The organism is Corallococcus sp. AB049A, from assembly GCF_003668885.1.
Taxonomy (GTDB): domain Bacteria; phylum Myxococcota; class Myxococcia; order Myxococcales; family Myxococcaceae; genus Corallococcus; species Corallococcus interemptor.
Genome location: NZ_RAWL01000181.1, coordinates 1 through 16,506 on the forward strand (window position 1 = coordinate 1; position 16,506 = coordinate 16,506).

Annotated in this window: 17 protein-coding genes; 10 read left to right on the forward strand and 7 right to left on the reverse strand. The window is 69.2% G+C overall.

Features of this window, described 5'->3' with window-relative positions; translation table 11 throughout:
- Positions 1-117 precede the first annotated feature (117 nt).
- On the reverse strand, positions 118-1,434 hold the full coding sequence (locus D7X55_RS20055) for a neutral/alkaline non-lysosomal ceramidase N-terminal domain-containing protein (protein WP_120550407.1): 1,317 nt from the start codon (positions 1,432-1,434) through the stop codon (positions 118-120).
- A gap of 166 nt (positions 1,435-1,600) precedes the next feature.
- On the opposite strand from D7X55_RS20055, the gene purF reads away from it, so the two are divergent.
- Genes purF through D7X55_RS20070 form a run of 3 tightly spaced genes read left to right on the forward strand, consistent with a single transcriptional unit; the run spans position 1,601 to position 4,167 of the window.
- Complete coding sequence (gene purF, locus D7X55_RS20060; protein WP_120550408.1) at positions 1,601-2,986, forward strand: amidophosphoribosyltransferase; 1,386 nt, start codon at positions 1,601-1,603, stop codon at positions 2,984-2,986.
- A gap of 55 nt (positions 2,987-3,041) precedes the next feature.
- Entirely contained in the window at positions 3,042-3,356 is a 315-nt protein-coding gene (locus D7X55_RS44725; protein ID WP_233609952.1) for an efflux RND transporter permease subunit, read from the forward strand.
- Positions 3,357-3,375: 19 nt separating this feature from the next.
- Positions 3,376-4,167, forward strand: a complete 792-nt coding sequence (locus tag D7X55_RS20070) for an alpha/beta fold hydrolase (protein WP_120550410.1) — start codon at positions 3,376-3,378, stop codon at positions 4,165-4,167.
- Between the two features lie 2 nt (positions 4,168-4,169).
- Here D7X55_RS20070 and D7X55_RS20075 read toward each other — a convergent pair whose 3' ends face one another.
- From D7X55_RS20075 to wecB, 3 genes are read right to left on the reverse strand one after another with little or no spacing between them, the layout of a single operon-like run.
- On the reverse strand, positions 4,170-4,700 hold the full coding sequence (locus D7X55_RS20075) for a dihydrofolate reductase family protein (protein WP_120550411.1): 531 nt from the start codon (positions 4,698-4,700) through the stop codon (positions 4,170-4,172).
- Positions 4,701-4,722: 22 nt separating this feature from the next.
- Positions 4,723-5,703 carry an RluA family pseudouridine synthase gene (locus D7X55_RS20080; protein ID WP_120550412.1) on the reverse strand — a complete coding sequence of 327 codons (981 nt, stop codon included), beginning with the start codon at positions 5,701-5,703 and terminating at the stop codon, positions 4,723-4,725.
- 52 nt (positions 5,704-5,755) lie between these two features.
- Positions 5,756-6,877 carry a non-hydrolyzing UDP-N-acetylglucosamine 2-epimerase gene (gene wecB, locus D7X55_RS20085; RefSeq protein ID WP_120550413.1) on the reverse strand — a complete coding sequence of 374 codons (1,122 nt, stop codon included), beginning with the start codon at positions 6,875-6,877 and terminating at the stop codon, positions 5,756-5,758.
- 94 nt (positions 6,878-6,971) lie between these two features.
- Here wecB and kdsB point away from each other — a divergent pair, with 94 nt between their 5' ends.
- Positions 6,972-7,718: a 3-deoxy-manno-octulosonate cytidylyltransferase gene (gene kdsB, locus D7X55_RS20090; protein ID WP_120550426.1), complete on the forward strand. Its 747-nt coding sequence runs from the start codon at positions 6,972-6,974 to the stop codon at positions 7,716-7,718.
- On the opposite strand, the gene D7X55_RS20095 is transcribed toward kdsB, so the two are convergent.
- Entirely contained in the window at positions 7,711-8,559 is an 849-nt protein-coding gene (locus D7X55_RS20095) for an aldo/keto reductase (RefSeq protein WP_120550414.1), read from the reverse strand. The two genes, kdsB and D7X55_RS20095, sit on opposite strands and share 8 nt — an antisense overlap.
- A 116-nt stretch (positions 8,560-8,675) precedes the next feature.
- On the opposite strand from D7X55_RS20095, the gene D7X55_RS20100 reads away from it, so the two are divergent.
- The 5 genes from D7X55_RS20100 (at position 8,676) to D7X55_RS20125 (ending at position 14,834) form a co-directional block, all read left to right on the forward strand.
- Positions 8,676-10,445, forward strand: a complete 1,770-nt coding sequence (locus tag D7X55_RS20100) for an ABC transporter ATP-binding protein (protein WP_120550415.1) — start codon at positions 8,676-8,678, stop codon at positions 10,443-10,445.
- A gap of 648 nt (positions 10,446-11,093) precedes the next feature.
- Complete coding sequence (locus D7X55_RS20110) at positions 11,094-12,734, forward strand: CTP synthase (RefSeq protein ID WP_120550417.1); 1,641 nt, start codon at positions 11,094-11,096, stop codon at positions 12,732-12,734.
- Entirely contained in the window at positions 12,731-13,567 is an 837-nt protein-coding gene (gene kdsA / locus D7X55_RS20115; protein WP_120550418.1) for a 3-deoxy-8-phosphooctulonate synthase, read from the forward strand. Before D7X55_RS20110 ends, kdsA begins: the two co-directional genes overlap by 4 nt.
- A 23-nt stretch (positions 13,568-13,590) precedes the next feature.
- Positions 13,591-14,166, forward strand: a complete 576-nt coding sequence (locus D7X55_RS20120; RefSeq protein WP_199747016.1) for an HAD family hydrolase — start codon at positions 13,591-13,593, stop codon at positions 14,164-14,166.
- 44 nt (positions 14,167-14,210) lie between these two features.
- Positions 14,211-14,834, forward strand: a complete 624-nt coding sequence (locus D7X55_RS20125) for a response regulator (protein ID WP_120550420.1) — start codon at positions 14,211-14,213, stop codon at positions 14,832-14,834.
- A gap of 123 nt (positions 14,835-14,957) precedes the next feature.
- Here D7X55_RS20125 and D7X55_RS20130 read toward each other — a convergent pair whose 3' ends face one another.
- Positions 14,958-15,398, reverse strand: coding sequence for an Hsp20/alpha crystallin family protein (locus D7X55_RS20130; protein WP_121723915.1), 441 nt, complete (start codon positions 15,396-15,398; stop codon positions 14,958-14,960).
- A 236-nt stretch (positions 15,399-15,634) separates the two neighbouring features.
- Complete coding sequence (locus tag D7X55_RS20135) at positions 15,635-15,829, reverse strand: CPXCG motif-containing cysteine-rich protein (protein WP_120550422.1); 195 nt, start codon at positions 15,827-15,829, stop codon at positions 15,635-15,637.
- Positions 15,830-15,901: 72 nt separating this feature from the next.
- Here D7X55_RS20135 and D7X55_RS20140 point away from each other — a divergent pair.
- The coding region (locus tag D7X55_RS20140) for a general secretion pathway protein GspE (RefSeq protein ID WP_121723914.1) at positions 15,902-16,506 on the forward strand (605 nt) is incomplete at its 3' end.

Here is a 16,506-nt window from a genome sequence, read left to right on the forward strand (position 1 = left end):
CCCCCTGTGTCTCTGAAGCTGATCCGAGGACCAAGGTAGGCAGCGGGCCCTCCTCCAGCGACAGTGCGGACCCAAGCAGGTCCCCAGGGCAGGCAGGCGGCCAGGCCTTCGTTTCGACTACTTGACGGGAGAGAAGCCCACCGCGCCCGAGGCCACGCGCGCGGCGGCCCCCAGGCGCTCTAGCAACGCCGGGCCGAAGTACTGACGCCGGGACTCCCCCTGCCCCGCGCGCACCTGCTCCGGCGTATCCAGGTAGCCCACGTAGCCATTGGCGAGCCCCAGCACGTGCGTGGCGCCGGACGCGTCCGCCAGCGCCCTGCCCGCCGCCACGGTGGGCTCTCCCGGGATGGACAGCAGCTCCAGCGGCCCCAGCGCCAGCGCGTCCACCTCCGCCTCGCGGGGCGACGAAGCGCACAGGAAGTTGTCCCCCGCGGCGCGGGTGAAGGCGGGCACCAGCCGGGACGAGTCCGGCCGGGGCAGCGCCGTCTGCACGCGCGCGAACGCCAGCCGCACCGGACCCGGCTCGGACGCGGGGACCGCGCCATCCGCCAGCGCGGACAGCTTGCGCGCGAAGCCCAGGGCGCGCTCGGGGCCCTGCCCCTCGTTGAAGGCCACGGACGCGTTGCCTTCGCTGCCCTGCACGAACAGCGAGACGCCATGGCCCGCCTCCTCGCGCAGCGCGCTCAGCCGGCCCGGGAAGTCGGGATCCACGAACGACCGCTGCCGGGGAATGAGCGTGGCGTGCCCGGCGAACACCATCACCTCCGCCACGGGCCCCTGCGCCCCGCGCAGCACCGCCCGCGTGAGCTGGCCGTCCGGCGCATCCCCCCCGGAGCGGGAATAGACGAGCCCCGCGTCCGCCGCGCTGGCCACCTCCAGCGTCACGTCCCGCAGGGAGGCGGCGGCCTTCTCCAGCGCCTCGCCCGCGCCCGCCACCGCCGCGTTCACGGACGACTCCTGGTAGCGCCCCGTGCCGGACAGCTGCGCCACCCACCGCGCGTCGTAACCTCCAAAGGAGGAGTGCGTGTGCGTGGCCACCACCAGCACCTCCTTCACCCCCGCCTTCGCGGCGCGCTCGCGCACCCCCGCCGTGATTTCCGGGGTCACGAAGAGCAGCTCCAGCGACACCACGCCCACGCGCGCGCCGCCGGCCTCCAGCACCAGGGCCCTCGCCTGGAGGGGGAGCTCCGCCTGGCTCGCCTCGGACCGGGGCGGGGCGTAGCCCGCCACCACCACCGGGAAGGGCGGGGAGAGGGCCACCTTCGCCGCGCCCGCGCGCAGGGGGCCTTCGCCACGCACCTGTGACAGCACCTCGGGCGTGCGTTCCTCCCACGGCCCACACCAGTTCCAGGAGGCAAGCGCGTAGGCGGCCCCGGCCGTTAGCAAGGCGAAGGGCAGCAAGGAGCGGAGGAAGGAGCGCCGGGAAGAGGACATGCCGGGGGCAGCGTACCCCCTCGGCGCTCCCGGGCGGCTCCTACCTTTCAGGCGACGGCGCCTTGCCTGGCCTACAAGGGCCGACGTCGGCCGAGGGTGGAATACCCACCTTCGAGGCGTGCGTTCCTGTTCCGCTTCGAGGTCGAAAGGGGTAAGGCAGCGCGCCATGTGCGGCATCTTCGGAATCGTGGGTCACGGAGAGGCGTCCAACCTGACGTACCTGGGGTTGCACGCCCTGCAGCACCGCGGACAGGAGTCCGCGGGCATCGTCGCGTCCGACGGGCACACCCTGCGCGCGCACCGGCAGATGGGCCTGGTGGCGGACATCTTCACCGCGCCGGTGATTGAAGGACTCCCCGGCAAGGCGGCCATCGGCCACGTGCGCTACAGCACGGCGGGCGGCAGCGGCATCAAGAACGCCCAGCCCCTGTTCGTGAACTACGCGGGCGGCCAGTTCTCCATCGCGCACAACGGCAACCTGGTGAACGCGACGGAGCTCAAGGCGGAGCTGGAGTCGGAGGGCGCGCTGTTCCAGTCGGACGCGGACACGGAGGTGGTGATGCACCTCCTCGCCCGCTCCAAGCAGCCCACCTTCGAGGCGCGCCTGGTGGAAGCGCTGCGCCGGGTGGAGGGCGCGTACAGCATCCTCCTGCTCACCGAGGACAAGCTCATCGCGGTGCGCGACCCCAACGGCTTCCGGCCGCTGGTGCTGGGCAAGATGAAGGAAGGCGCGTACGTGCTCGCCAGCGAGACGACGGCGTTGGATCTCATCGAAGCGGAGATCGTCCGCGAGCTGGAGCCCGGCGAGCTGGTCGTCATCGAGAACGGCGTGCTGCGCACCAGCATGCCCTTCAAGCCCGCCGCGCGGCTGGGCCGCTGCATCTTCGAGCACGTCTACTTCGCCAAGCCGGACTCGGTGCTCTTCGGCAGCAGCGTGTACGAGGTGCGCAAGCGCCTGGGCATGCAGCTGGCGCGCGAGCAGCCCGCGGAGGCGGACCTGGTCATCGCGGTGCCGGACTCCGGCGTGCCCGCGGCCATCGGCTTCTCGCAGGCGAGCGGCATCCCCTACGACGTGGGCCTCATCCGCAGCCACTACGTGGGCCGCACGTTCATTGAACCGCAGCAGTCCATCCGCCACTTCGGCGTGAAGCTGAAGCTGTCCGCCGTGCGCCAGGTGCTCAAGGGCAAGCGCGTGGTGGTGGTGGATGACTCCATCGTGCGCGGCACCACCAGCCGGAAGATCGTGAAGATGCTCAAGGCCGCGGGCGCCGTGGAGGTGCACCTGCGCATCTCGTCGCCGCCCACGCAGTGGCCCTGCTACTATGGCATCGACACGCCCAGCCGCACGGAGCTCATCGCCGCCAGCCACACCACGGAGGAGATCGCCACGTACGTGACGGCGGATTCCCTGGGCTACCTGTCGCTGGAGGGCCTGGGCACCGCGGTGGAGGACCCGAAGCGGAGCACCTACTGCACCGCGTGCTTCTCCGGGCAGTACCTCACCGACAAGCTGTCCCAGGGCGCGGGGGCCGCCACCAAGCTCAGTGCCTGAAACGCCGGCCCCGACCTCGGGGCGGCCGGGGCTCGCCCACGCGGAGCGGCAGTTCGTGCGCTCCGTCGTCGCGGGCCTCGTGTTGCTGGGCGCGGTCGCCGTCGCGGGGCCGCTGCTCTCCTACCGAAGCGACGTCGCCACGGCCCGCTCGGAGTTCCAGTCCCGCATGACGCGCGAGGCGCGCGTCTACGCGGAGGCGCTGGCCATCGTCATCGTGTCCGGAACCCTCTCCGCGTGCGCGCTGACGCTGGTGCTGCTCCCAGTCCTCTTCCGCATCTTCGCCTGCTTCACGGAGCAGGTCGTGGACCGGATGCCCGCGCAGCTGTTGCGCGTGGTGCCCGGAGCGAAGAACCTGCGCAAGGCAGGCTGAGGCGACCTCTCGGAACCCCATGACGACCTGGAAGAGTGGAGTCTGTGAAACGAACGGCGTCCGCCTCCACTACCTCCGGACCGGAGGCGCCAGGCCTCCGGTCGTCCTGCTCCATGGACTGATTGGGAGCGGAGCCTGCTGGACGCCCGTGGCGCGCGTGCTCGAAGGGGAATGCGACGTCGTCATGCCCGACGCCAGAGGGCACGGCGGTTCGAGCACGCCGCCCCACGGCTACCGGTACGACGACCACGCCAGCGACGTGGTGGGCCTCATCCAGGGACTGGGGCTCTCGCGTCCGGTGCTGATGGGGCACTCGATGGGCGGCATGACCGCCGCCGTGGTGGCGAGTCGAAGGACGGACCTCCGAGGCCTCGTCCTGGTGGACCCGACGTTCCTGAGCCCCGAGCGCCAGCGCGAGGTGCACGCCAGCGACGTCGCCGGACAACACCGCCGGACCCTCGCATCCAGCAAGGCCGAGCTCGTCGCGCAGGCCCAGGCCCGGCAGCCGCATCGCTCGCCCGAGCTCCTCGGACATCTCGCCGACGCGAGGCTGAAGACCCGCCTGGAGGCCTTCGACGTCCTCACGCCGCCCAACCCCGACTATCGCGACGTGGTGAGCGCGATTGACGTCCCCACCCTCCTCGTCATCGGAGACAGCCCCGTCGTCACGTTCGAGATGGCGACGGAGCTGCGGGGCCTCAACCCACGCGTGCGAATCGAAGAGGTCCAGAACGCCGGCCACGGCCTCCCCTACGACCAACCCGAGCGATTGGCCGAAGTGGTCGCGCCGTTCCTGCGAGAGCTGGTCTGAAGCTACCTGCGCGGCTCGTACCGCAGGGCCATCGCCCCCGAGGCGAGCTCCTGTCGGCCCACGAGCTTCAGGTCGACAAACTTCGAGAGACCCGCGAACAACGTCGGCCCGTGGCCCGCGATCCGGGGATGCACCAAGAACTCGTACTCGTCGATCAGTCCCAGCTCCGCCAACGCCAGCGGGAGCTTCACGCCGCCGACGTAGATGCCCTTCCCCGGCTGGTTCTTGAGCTGTTGAACGGCCGTCCCCAGGTCCCCGCGCAAGAGTTCCGCGTTCCAATCGACCCGGTCCAGGGTGCTCGACACGACGTACTTCTTCGCCGCGTCAATGGTCCGGGCGAAGGGGCCGTCCATCCCCGCCGGCTGCCGGAACGCGGCCTCCATCATCTCGTAGGTCACCCGGCCAAACAGGAGGGCATCGGCACGCCCGAGGATCTCAGCCGTGTAACGATGCAGCTCTTCGTCCGCGAAACCCGCGCGATGGTCACAGCACCCGTCCAACGTGATGTTGATGGAATACCGAAGAGGTCGCATCCCGTGAAGCTACCGCAGGTGCTCACCCGGCGATGAAGTCCTTCAAGTCGTCCGGAAGCGGCGACGTAAAGGTGACGGTCTCCCCGGTGCCCGGATGCGGGAACGAGATCCGCTCCGCATGGAGCGCATGACGCGGCAATCGCAGACGGGCCCACGCCTCCGGCTCCAGCGAGTGCTTGCTGAACCGGTCGAAGTAACCCGGATCCGGCCCGTACATCTTGTCCCCCACCAGAGGGAATCCCGCCTCGCGAAGGTGGACGCGGATCTGATGCTGCCTTCCTGTCTCCGGGAAGCAGCGCAGCAGCGCGAACGGCTCGCCGCCGCGCGTGAAGCGCTGGAGCACCTGGAAGCGCGTGCGGCTGGGCTTGCCCGCCACCGGGTCGATGCGCACGGCGATGCGGATCAGGTCCGTGCCCTCCGCGATGGGCGCGTCCACGACGAAGGTGTCCTCGGGAGGCTGGCCCTCGCACAGCGCCAGGTATTCCTTGTGGACGTCGCGCGACAGGAACAGCCCGCCCAGCACGCGGCAGGACTCGGTGGTGCGGCCGCACACCACCAATCCACTCGTCTCGCGGTCCAACCGGTGCGCGGGCTCCGCGAAGCGCTCACCGAAGCGCTCGCGCAGCAGCGTCACCAGCGTGCCCTTGTGGTAGCGCGCGGTGGGATGGATGGGCAGCCCCGCCGGCTTGTCCAGCACCAGCAGCCAGTCATCGGAGAAGACGACAGGCAGCTCCGTGGGCGTCACGGGCTCCTGGCTCGCGGGGCGGCGGATCCGGAACGTGAGCCCCGGGTACACGGGCGTGGAGGGCTTGAGCCGGTACTCGTCGCACAGCACGCCGCGCAGGATGATGCCGCGCACGCGCTCCAGGTCCATGCGGCGGATCTTCTCGCAGAGGTAGCGGTCCAACCGCCACCCCGCGTAGTTCGGCTCCACGACGAACGGGATGTCGACGTAGCCGTCAGGCAGGGCCGGAGCAGGAACGGGGTCAGCGTCTTCACGCATGGCGAGCCCGACGCTCTACCACGCTTCGGAACGCGGACCCCGCCCGGCTGGCTCACCCGAAGGCGCGCTTCGTCTCCACGCCCAGGAACCGGGCGTACAGGTCCGCGATGCGCTCGCCCGTGCGGCCGTCCCACAGCTCCGGCACGCGGCCCTTCTTGAAGTCACCGGCCAGCACGCGGTTGGCGGCCTCGCGGATGCGCGCGGGGTCCGTGCCCACGACCTCGTTGGAGCCGACCTCCACGGTGATGGGGCGCTCGGTCTGCTCGCGCATGGTGAGGCACGGCACGTTCAGCGCGGTGGTCTCCTCCTGCAGGCCGCCCGAGTCCGTCATCACCAGCTTCGCCTGCGACGTGACGGACAGGAACTCCAGGTAGCCCATGGGGTCCACCAGCTTGAGCCCCGGCGTCTGCTCCAGCTTGGGGCCCAGGCCCTGCTCGGAAATCATCTTGCGCGTGCGCGGGTGCACCGGGAACACGACGGGCAGCTCCTTCGCCACGTCCATCAGCACGCCCAAGAGGCCCGCCAGCAGCTTCGGGTTGTCCACGTTGGACGGACGGTGCAGCGTCGCCACCACGTAGCCCTTGGGCTCAAGGCCCAGGTTCTTCAGCGTGGGCAGCTGGTCGGCCTTCTCCTTGGACGACAGGAGCGAGTCGATCATCACGTTGCCCACCAGGTGGATGTGCTTCGGGTCGATGCCCTCCTTCAGAAGATTGGCGTCCGCGTCGCGCGACGGCGTGAGCAGCAGGTCGGAGAGCCGGTCGGTGACGACGCGGTTGATCTCCTCCGGCTGGTGACGCTCGAAGCTGCGCAGGCCCGCCTCCACGTGGGACAGCGGAATCGCCAGCTTGGACGTGACGAGCGCCGCGGCGATGGTGCTGTTCACGTCGCCCACCACGGAGACCAGGTCCGGCTTCTCCTTGAGGAAGACCTTCTCCATCTCCACCATCATCTTCGCCGTCTGCTCGGCATGGCTCCCGGAGCCGATGCCCAGGTGGATCTCAGGCGGAGGCAGCCCCAGGTCCGCGAAGAAGACGTCGCTCATCTTCGCGTCGTAGTGCTGGCCGGTGTGGATGACGAGCTGCCCCAGGGACGTGCGCGCCTTGATGGCCCGGTGAATGGGAGCCACCTTCATGAAATTGGGACGCGCACCAACGATGTGGATGACCTTCTTCATGTCGCTGCGGAAAATAGGCACCCGCCTTTTTCCGGCCAGTGGTGGGCTACCTCCAGGGCGCGGCGAGACGTCCTGAATCTGATAGATGCGCCCCATGCCCGCCTCCCGCACCGTGGCCGTCATCCCCGCCCGCCATGCCAGCACCCGCTTCCCTGGCAAGCCGCTCGCCCTCATCGCCGGCCGTCCCATGATCGAGCACGTCTGGCGCCGCTGTCAGGAAGCCAGCGCCTTCGACGAGGTGTGGGTGGCCACCGATGACGCGCGGATCCGCGACGTCGTGGAGGGCTTCGGCGGCAAGGCGGTGATGACCAGCCCCGCCTGCCCCACCGGCACGGACCGCATCGCGGAGGTCGCCCGCTCCCGCCCGGACGTGGACGTGTGGGTGAACGTGCAGGGGGATGAACCGCTCATGGACCCCGCCGCGCTCAAGGTGCTCGCGGACCTCTTCCAGGACGAAGCCGTGCACATGGGCACGCTGGTGCGCCCCCTGGACCCGGAGGAGGTGGGCAACCCCAACGTGGTGAAGGCCGTGCTCGCCCTCAACGGCGACGCGCTCTACTTCAGCCGCGCCGCGGTGCCGCACGCCCGCGACACCGGCGCACCCGTACGCCGCTGGGCCCACCTGGGCCTCTACGGCTACCGGCGGGACACGCTGCTCCAGCTCGCCTCCTTCAACCCCACCCCGCTGGAGGAGACGGAGAAGCTGGAGCAGCTGCGCGCCCTGGAGAACGGCCTGCGCATCCGCTGCGCCAGCGTGTCCTGGCGCACCGTGGCGGTGGACGTGCCGGAGGACGTGGCCCGCGTGGAGGCCGTGATGCGAGAGCGCGCCGCCCTCAGATGACCGGCAGCTCGCCCGGGTCGTCCCCCAGGGGAAAGGCCGCGTCGATGCGCTGGAGTTCCTCCTTCGTGAGCTTCAGCGAGGCCGCGCTCGCGTTGTCGCGCACGTGCGCCGCGTTGCTCGCCTTGGGGATGGCGAACACCGACGGCCGGCGCACCAGGAACTGGAGCGCCACCTGGAAGGGCGTCACGCCGTGCGCCTTCGCGATGGACGCCAGCACCTTGCCGCCCGCGCTGGTGGGTGACGGGAACTGCCCGTTGCCAAAGGGGCTGTAGGCCACCACCGCCACGCCCTGCGCCTCGCACCACGGCACGACGGCGTGCTCGATGGCGCGCTCCTCCAGGTGGTACAGCACCTGGTTGCACGCGATGCGCCCCCTGCCCGCCAGGGCCAGCGCCTCCTCCAGCTCCTCCACCCCGAAGTTGCTCACCCCCCAGGAGCGGATCTTCCCCGCCTTCACCAGCTCCTCGAAGGCCGCCACCGTGTCCTCCAGCGGGTGGGAGCCGGGCCAGTGCAGCAGGTAGCAGTCCAGCCGGTCCGTGCCGAGCCGCTTCAGGCTCCGCTCGCACGCGGCCACCGTGCCCTTCCGGGTCGCGTTGGAGGGCATCACCTTGGAGACGAGGTACACCTCGTCGCGCCGGCCCGCGATGGCCTTCGCCACCAGCGTCTCCTCCACCCGCCCCTGCCCGTAGAGCTCCGCGGTGTCCAGGTGGGTGAGCCCCAGGTCCATGCCGGCGCGCAGGGCCCGGATGGCGCCTTCCGCGTCGTCATCCTCCATCTGCCAGGTGCCCTGGCCGATGACGGGCACCGCCACCCCGGTGTTGCCAAAGACGCGCTTCTCCATGGCCCCTCCTCGCGTGGTACGGGCCCTGGAATACCACCCAGGCCTCCTGGCTGCATCCCGGCCCTGCGGACGCCGTCCAGGCTGCACGTCCGGCGACAGTCCGGTAGGCTCCGGCGGTGCCTCCCTCCGTCTCCGCTCCGACATCCCGCCAGGCCTCTGGGGTCACCGCGCGCCGCCTGCTGGCGCTGGCCCGCCCTGAACTGGGCACGCTGCTGGTCGCCACCGTCTTCCTGTTCATCAGCAGCGGCGCCAGCCTGGTCTACCCCCAGGGCGTGCGCATCCTCATCGACGAGGCGCTCAACGCGAAGAACCGCGGCCTCATCGACAAGGCCGCGCTCGTCATGCTGGCCGTCTTCCTGGTCCAGGGCGTCGCCACCTCCCTGCGCTTCTACCTCTTCACCAACGCCGGCGAGCGCGTGGTCATGCGCCTGCGCCAGGACTTCTTCCGCCGCCTCATGGACCAGGAGGTGGCCTTCTTCGACACGCACCGCACCGGAGAGCTCACCAGCCGGCTCGCCTCCGACACCACCGTGCTCCAGAACACGGTGAGCGCGAACATCTCCCAGGGGCTGCGCAACGCCGTGCAGGCCCTGGGCGGCATCGTGCTGCTCTTCTACACCTCGCCCTCGCTCACCTTCCTCATGCTCGCCATCGTGCCCGTGGTGGCCGTGGGCGGCATGGTCTACGGCCGGCGCGTGCGCGGGCTGTCGCGCAACGTGCAGGACGCGCTCGCCAAGGCCAGCGAGGTCGCGGAGGAGAGCCTGTCCGGCATGCGCACCGTGCGCTCCTTCGCGGCGGAGCCGTCGGAGGTGTCGCGCTATGGCAACGCCGTGCGCAACGCCTACGAGGTCGCCCGCAACCGCGCGCGCCAGTCCGCCGCCTTCATGGGCGGCGCCTCCAGCGCGGGCTACATCGCCGCGGTGGTGGTGTTCTGGTACGGCGGCCGGCTGGTGGTGGACGGCGAGCTGTCCGTGGGCGCCCTCACCTCGTTCCTCATCTACACGATGCTCGTGGCCGTCTCCATGGGCTCCCTGGCGGACCTCTGGGCGGACTTCATGCGCGCCTCCGGCGCCGCCGAGCGCGTCTTCGAATTGATGGACCGCGAGCCCGCCATCCCCGCCGCGGAAGGCGAGCGCCCCGCCACCGTCGAGGGCCGCGTGGAGCTGCGCGGCGTGCACTTCGCCTACCCCACGCGCCCGGACGTGCCGGTGCTCCAGGGCATCGACCTCACCGTCAACGCCGGCGAGGTCGTCGCCGTGGTGGGCTCCTCCGGCGCCGGAAAGTCCACGCTCGCCGCCCTCATGTCCCGCTTCTATGATCCGCTCCAGGGCGAGCTGCGCCTGGACGGCCGCCCCCTGAAGTCGCTGGACCCCAGCTGGCTGCGGCGCAACGTGGGCATGGTCGCCCAGGAGCCCCTGCTCTTCTCCTGCTCCATCGCGGACAACATCCGCTACGGCCGCCCGGACGCCACCGACGCGGAGGTGGAGGCCGCCGCCCGCGCCGCGAACGCGCACGACTTCATCCAGCGCTTCCCGGACGGCTACCGCACGGAGGTGGGCGAGCGCGGCGTGCAGCTGTCCGGCGGCCAGAAGCAGCGCGTGGCCATCGCGCGGGCCGTGCTCAAGGACCCTCGCATCCTCATCCTGGACGAGGCCACCTCCGCCCTGGATTCGGAGAGCGAGCACCTGGTGAAGGACGCGCTCGACCGGCTGATGCAGGGCCGCACCACGCTCATCATCGCCCACCGCCTGTCCACCGTGGCCAACGCCCAGCGCGTGCTGGTGATGGAGCACGGCCGCGTGGTGCAGAGCGGCACCCACTCCACCCTCATGACGCAGGACGGCCTCTACCGCCGCCTCGTGGAGCGCCAGGTCGTCGCCGCCTGAACGCTCGTTCCCCGGACGACCCTCTCCCACCCTGTCATCTGCGTGGCGAGAAATGGGGGCACGCATTATCTCTGCTGCCGCAAGAAAGGAGGTGATGCCTTGAACGACAGCAAGATCAAGGCGTCCACCTCCGTCGCGGTGGCCTGCTAACGCAGGTTGTCCCCGGCGGAAGTGACGCCCGCGGTAACGAGTCGCCCCTGCCTTTGCCGGCGGGGGCGACTTTTTTCGTCCCCTTTCCTACCGGGAATGTCCTGTCCACCCACCGGTTCGTGGCCGCCGGGGGGAAGCACATCCACGACCGTCGGGGTCGACTGCAGGAGAACTGCCGTGTCCATTACACCGTGCCCCATCCCTCTGCCTTCCGCCCTCCGTGACGAAGAGACGGTGGACGACCAGCGCAACCTTTTTTGTCCCAACTACGACGCCTGCCTTCACCAGGTCGTGAAGAAAGGCTGGGAAGGCTGGAGTTGCCGGGGGTGCGACCTGCGCCACTTCCGCGTGGGCCAGCCCACGGCCCGGCAGTTCGCGGTCGCGCGTCCAGGCGGTTGGGACGCGCAGTGAAGGGCTGAGCGCGCCGGTTGAGGCCAGCCGGCCGTCCGTGCGTCAGAGAATATTTGACGCCCCCTGACCTCCTTGGCAGGAAGGGACATGCGCTCCAAGAAAACCAAGTTCATCTTCGTGACGGGCGGCGTGGTCAGCTCGCTGGGGAAGGGACTGGCCTCCGCATCCATTGGCGCCCTCCTCGAGAACCGCGGGCTGGACATCACCCTCATCAAGCTGGATCCGTACATCAACGTGGATCCGGGCACGATGAGCCCCTTCCAGCACGGCGAGGTCTTCGTCACCGAGGACGGTGGCGAGACCGACATGGACCTGGGCCACTACGAGCGGTTCACCCACGCCCGGATGAGCCGCCTCAACAACTTCACGTCCGGCCGCATCTACAACGCGGTCATCACCAAGGAACGCCGGGGTGAGTACCTGGGCAAGACGGTCCAGGTGATTCCGCACATCACGGATGAGATCAAGGCCAGCATCCGCCAGGCCGCCCAGGACGTGGACGTCGTCATCGTGGAGGTCGGCGGAACGGTGGGCGACATCGAGTCCCTGCCCTTCCTCGAGGCCATCCGCCAGATGCGCTACGACGTGGGCAGCCAGAACGCCGTCTACATCCACCTGACGCTGCTGCCGTACATCGGCGCCGCGGGTGAGGTGAAGACCAAGCCCACGCAGCACTCGGTGATGAAGCTGCGCGAAATCGGCATCCAGCCGGACTTCCTCCTGTGCCGCACGGACCGGGAGATTTCGCGCGAGCTCAAGGACAAGATCGCCATGTTCTGCAACGTGGACAACGGCAACGTGTTCACGTCCCCGGACGTCCGCAGCATCTACGAGCTGCCCCTGGAGCTGCACCGCCAGGGCCTGGATGAGCGGCTGGCGGAGGTGCTCAACATCTGGAGCCGCGCGCCCCACCTGGAGAAGTGGGAGACCATCGTCCGGAAGATCTACGAGCCCGCGCGCGGTGAAGTGACCGTCGCCATCGTGGGCAAGTACGTGAACCTCACGGAGAGCTACAAGAGCCTCAACGAGTCCCTGCTCCACGGCGGCATCGCCAACGACGTGCGCGTGAAGCTGCGCTTCGTGGACAGCCAGGACGTGGAGGCTCAAGGGCCGGAGAAGACGCTCGCGGGCGTGGACGCGGTGCTCGTGCCCGGCGGCTTCGGCGTGCGCGGCACCGAAGGCAAGATCGCCGCGGTCCGCTACGCGCGTGAGAACAAGCTTCCGTTCTTCGGCATCTGCCTGGGCCTCCAGATGGCCGTGGTGGAGTTCAGCCGCACCGTGCTGGGCCTGAAGGGCGCCAACAGCCTGGAGTTCGACGAGCACACCGCGCACCCCGTGGTGACGCTCATGGAGAGCCAGGTGAAGGTGCAGGACAAGGGCGGCACCATGCGCCTGGGCAGCTACGCCTGCGCGCTCAAGCCCGGCTCCGTCGCGCACAAGCTCTACGGCCAGGAGTCCATCCAGGAGCGCCACCGCCACCGCTACGAGGTCAACAACGCCTACCGCGGCCGCCTCCAGGAGGCCGGGCTCGTCATCTCCGGCCACAACCCGGAGCTGAACCTGGTGGAGATGATCGAGCTGACGGACCACCCGTACTTCGTGGGCTGCCAGTTCCACCCCGAGTTCAAGAGCAAGCCCTTCGCTCCCCACCCCCTCTTCTCCGGCTTCATCGGCGCGGCGCTCGCCCAGCGGGACGCCACCCGCGGCCAGGCCCCGGTGCATTCATGAGCAACACCCCTTCCATCGAGCTGTGCGGCCACAAGGTCGGCCCCGGCCAGCGCCTCTTCGTCATCGCCGGCCCGGACAGCATCGAGTCCGAGGAGATGGCGCTGCGCCACGCGCACCTCCTCAAGGGCATCACCGCCCGGCTGGGCGTCCCGTATGCCTTCAAATGTTCCTATGACAAGGCCAACCGGACCAGCGGCAAGTCCTTCCGGGGTCCGGGTTTGAAGGAAGGTCTGAGAATCCTGGACCGCATCCGCCGGGAGGTGGGCGTGCCGGTTCTCACGGACGTCCATGAAACCAGCCACGTCGCGCCTGCCGCTGAAGTCGTGGATATCATCCAGATACCGGCCTTCCTCTGCCGGCAGACGGACCTCGTGGAGGCGGTGGCCCGCTCGGGCAAGGGGGTGAACTTGAAGAAGGGACAGTTCGTCGCCCCCAAGGACATCGTCCACTCGGCGAGGAAGGCCGTGGAGGCGGGCAACCCCAACATCCTCGTCACCGAGCGGGGCTCCTCCTTCGGCTACAACAACCTCGTCGTGGACATGCGCGGCTTCGCCCAGATGCGCGAGGCCGGCCTCGTGGTCTGCATGGACGCGACCCACGCCGTCCAGCTCCCCTCCTCCAGCGACGGAAAGACAGGCGGCGAGCGCAGGTTCGTCTCACTGCTCGCCCGCAGTGCCGCCGCCGCCGGGATTGACGCTTTATTCACAGAAGTCCACGAAGACCCCGACCGTGCCCTGTGTGACGGTCCGTGCTCGCTCAATCCACAGATGTTCGAGGACGTGGTACGAGATGTGCTCAGCATCCGCCGCGCGCTGGGTCACGAAGCCAGTTGATGGACGCGAAAGGTGAGGAGGCCATGCAGACGGAAGCGCCTTCCAAGCCGGGCAGGGAAGAGCTGACGTCCCGTGCGTCGCGCGTGCGACTGCTCGTGTTCGACGTGGATGGCGTCCTCACCGACGGCGGGCTGTACTACGGCGACAACGGCGAGGTGATGAAGCGCTTCAACGTGAAGGACGGCCATGCGCTCGTCATGGCCCGGCTGGTGGGCCTGCCCGCCGCCATCCTCACCGCGCGCTCGTCCCGCATCGTCGAAGCGCGAGGCCGGGAATTGGGCCTCGCCGCCATCTTCCAGGGGCGCAAGGAGAAGGGTCCCGCCCTTCTTGAATTGCTGGCCCAACTCCAAATACCCGCGAATCAGTGCGCGTATATGGGAGACGACCTGAACGACCTGGACCCCATGTCACTCTCAGGGCTTTCCGCCTGTCCGGCGGATGCTGTTCCCGAGGTGCGCCAGGAAGCGGACTTCGTTACGACGAACGTGGGCGGTCACGGAGCCGCCCGTGAGCTTGTGGAGCTGTGCCTCCGTGCCAGTGGCCGTTGGGAAGACGCCGTGGGTCTGATGAGAAGCACAGATAAACGCAGCACGTCGTAGGGTGGGTTGATCAAACCCCGCATTCAAGGTAGGTGTTTATTTCCATGGCTAGTGGAACGATGCAGTCCGAGGGGAGTACGGCGATGACGGACCAGCTCTACACGACGCACGACATCAGTCGGTTGCTTCAGGTGGACCCGTCGACGGTGAGCAAGTGGATCGACCGCGGCATCCTGATGGCCTTCCGGACTCCGGGCGGTCACCGTCGCGTGCGTTCAACCGACCTGCGCACCTTCCTGGTCACCCACCAGATGCCCGTGCCCGAGGAGCTGGGCAGCAGCACGGTGCGCCTGCTGGTCGTGGACGACGAGCGCCCGGTGCTGGACGCCATCAAGCGCGCGTTCAAGCCGCACGCGAACCAGGTGGAGCTCCAGACCACCACGAGCGGCGTGGAGGCCCTGCTGCTGGTGTCCGAGCAGAAGCCGCACGGGATGATCATCGACCTCAACATGCCGGACATCGACGGCATCGAGGTCTGCAAGCGCATCCGCGCGCGCAAGCAGATGGAGGGCGTGCGCCTCATCACCATGACGAGCAATCACACGCCCGACGTGGTGGAGCAGTCCAAGCAGGCCGGCGCGGTGGCGTGCCTGCCCAAGCCGCTGGACGTCACGCAGGTCATGGAGCTGTTCCGGGTGCCGCTGGCGCTCAACACTGCTCGCAAGTAAGGGGACGGGGGCTTCCGCCGCCCACCGCGGAAGCCCTCGGGTCGCAAGGATGCTTGCGGGAGTCGCCGCGCCTCGCTCCGGCGAGGGCAGCGGCCTCCCTGATGGGGTGTTGATGCACGTGCATCAACCCTGGACCTTCACCTCGACGACGCGGGGCTTGGTCTCCTCGCGGCGCGGCAGGGTGAGGGTGAGCACGCCATTGTCGTAGCGGGCCTCCACGCGGGTCGCGTCCACCGTGTCCGGCAGGCGGAACTGGCGTGCGTACACACCCGAGGCGCGCTCCTGGCGCCGCAGGGTGCTGCCCTCCGGAACGTCTTCCGCCTTGCGCTCGGAGCGCACGGTCAGCACACCGTCCTCCACCTTCACCTGGATGGCCTTGGCGTCATGGCCGGGCAGGTCCACGCGCAGCGTGATGCCGGACTCGGCCTCCAGGATGTCCGCCGCGGGCGTGACGGTGCGCTCGGCGTCGTTGCGGACGCCCAGCTCGCGGAAGAGGAAGTCGAAGTCGCGCAGCAGCGGGTGGGTGACGGCGGCGTTGTTGAAGGGATAGCGAGCGGTCAGCATGGTCTTCTCCTGTTCGTGACGCCCCTGGGGACGCACGTCGTGCGGGTTCACGGTCGTTGTTGAATCGGCGTCCGGGGCCCCGTCACTTCGGGGGTGCCCGGCAGCGCCTCACAAGACTCAAGAGAACCATGCTTCGGGACGTGTCAAGGAACGCCCCCGCGCGTCTTGGAGCCCCAGCGAGCCCCCGCGAAAGGCCTTCGTGCCTGCCCGCCTGCCCTCCTTCCGGGGGGCCACGCTCAGTCGTCGTCGCGGCCCAGGGTGACCATGGCGCCGTCGTCGTCCCGGGTGACGCGCACCTGCCAGGGGCGGCAGCAGACGGGGCAGTCCTCCACGTAGGACTCGGAGGAGGCCCCCAGCGAGTCCACGTCGACTTCGACCTCTTCACCGCAGTACGGGCACATCTGGGTGGCGGCGTCCGCGAACGGTTGCATGGTCCAGCCTCCTTGCCTGTTCGGTGACGTGGACTGAGCGTCCGCGCCATCAGACGCTAGAATCCCCACCCCATGGCTCCCCCTTCCCGGAATCGCATCGCGGACATCCTCATCAAGGCGCGCGTCATCGACGAGTTGCAGCTACGCAGCGCGCTCGCGTCGTTGGACCAGTGGGGCGGACGCGTGTCGCGCGTCATCGCGGACCTGGGCCTGGCGTCCGAGGAGACCATCACCCAGGCCATCTGCCAGGGCCTGGGAATGCCGCGCGTGCAGCTGGGCAACCTGACGAAGGACGCGGCGGCGCTCGCGCGCGTGGACGTGGGGCTCGCCGAGCAGAAGGGCATCTTCCCCGTGCAGCTCAAGGACAACGGGAAGACGCTGGTGCTGGCGATGTCCGACCCCACGGACCTGGCCACGCTGGACCAGGTCGTGGCGCGCAGCCGTGCCCGCGTGGTGCCCATGGTGGCGGGCGACCGTGAAATCGAGCACGCCATCCTGCGCCACTACCGCGGCCAGGAGCCGGTGGAGAAGAAGCGCTTCAAGCCCGACACGAACAAGCAGCAGGACGCCGGCGAACTCCCCGAGGAGGAGGAGTTCAAGGTCGTGGACATGAGCGGCAAGACGGTCGTGAAGCGCATCAGCGACATCGTCGACCCGAACGCCGCGCCGCCGCCCCC

What these genes read in the sequence shown, in the direction of transcription:
- D7X55_RS20055 (WP_120550407.1), bottom strand. Translation starts at nt 1,434, where the DNA reads ATGTCCTCTTCCCGGCGCTCCTTCCTCCGCTCCTTGCTGCCCTTCGCC.
- purF (WP_120550408.1), top strand. Translation starts at nt 1,601, where the DNA reads ATGTGCGGCATCTTCGGAATCGTGGGTCACGGAGAGGCGTCCAACCTG.
- D7X55_RS20070 (WP_120550410.1), top strand. Translation starts at nt 3,376, where the DNA reads ATGACGACCTGGAAGAGTGGAGTCTGTGAAACGAACGGCGTCCGCCTC.
- D7X55_RS20075 (WP_120550411.1), bottom strand. Translation starts at nt 4,700, where the DNA reads ATGCGACCTCTTCGGTATTCCATCAACATCACGTTGGACGGGTGCTGT.
- D7X55_RS20080 (WP_120550412.1), bottom strand. Translation starts at nt 5,703, where the DNA reads ATGCGTGAAGACGCTGACCCCGTTCCTGCTCCGGCCCTGCCTGACGGC.
- wecB (WP_120550413.1), bottom strand. Translation starts at nt 6,877, where the DNA reads ATGAAGAAGGTCATCCACATCGTTGGTGCGCGTCCCAATTTCATGAAG.
- kdsB (WP_120550426.1), top strand. Translation starts at nt 6,972, where the DNA reads ATGCCCGCCTCCCGCACCGTGGCCGTCATCCCCGCCCGCCATGCCAGC.
- D7X55_RS20095 (WP_120550414.1), bottom strand. Translation starts at nt 8,559, where the DNA reads ATGGAGAAGCGCGTCTTTGGCAACACCGGGGTGGCGGTGCCCGTCATC.
- D7X55_RS20110 (WP_120550417.1), top strand. Translation starts at nt 11,094, where the DNA reads ATGCGCTCCAAGAAAACCAAGTTCATCTTCGTGACGGGCGGCGTGGTC.
- kdsA (WP_120550418.1), top strand. Translation starts at nt 12,731, where the DNA reads ATGAGCAACACCCCTTCCATCGAGCTGTGCGGCCACAAGGTCGGCCCC.
- D7X55_RS20120 (WP_199747016.1), top strand. Translation starts at nt 13,591, where the DNA reads ATGCAGACGGAAGCGCCTTCCAAGCCGGGCAGGGAAGAGCTGACGTCC.
- D7X55_RS20125 (WP_120550420.1), top strand. Translation starts at nt 14,211, where the DNA reads ATGGCTAGTGGAACGATGCAGTCCGAGGGGAGTACGGCGATGACGGAC.
- D7X55_RS20130 (WP_121723915.1), bottom strand. Translation starts at nt 15,398, where the DNA reads ATGCTGACCGCTCGCTATCCCTTCAACAACGCCGCCGTCACCCACCCG.
- D7X55_RS20135 (WP_120550422.1), bottom strand. Translation starts at nt 15,829, where the DNA reads ATGCAACCGTTCGCGGACGCCGCCACCCAGATGTGCCCGTACTGCGGT.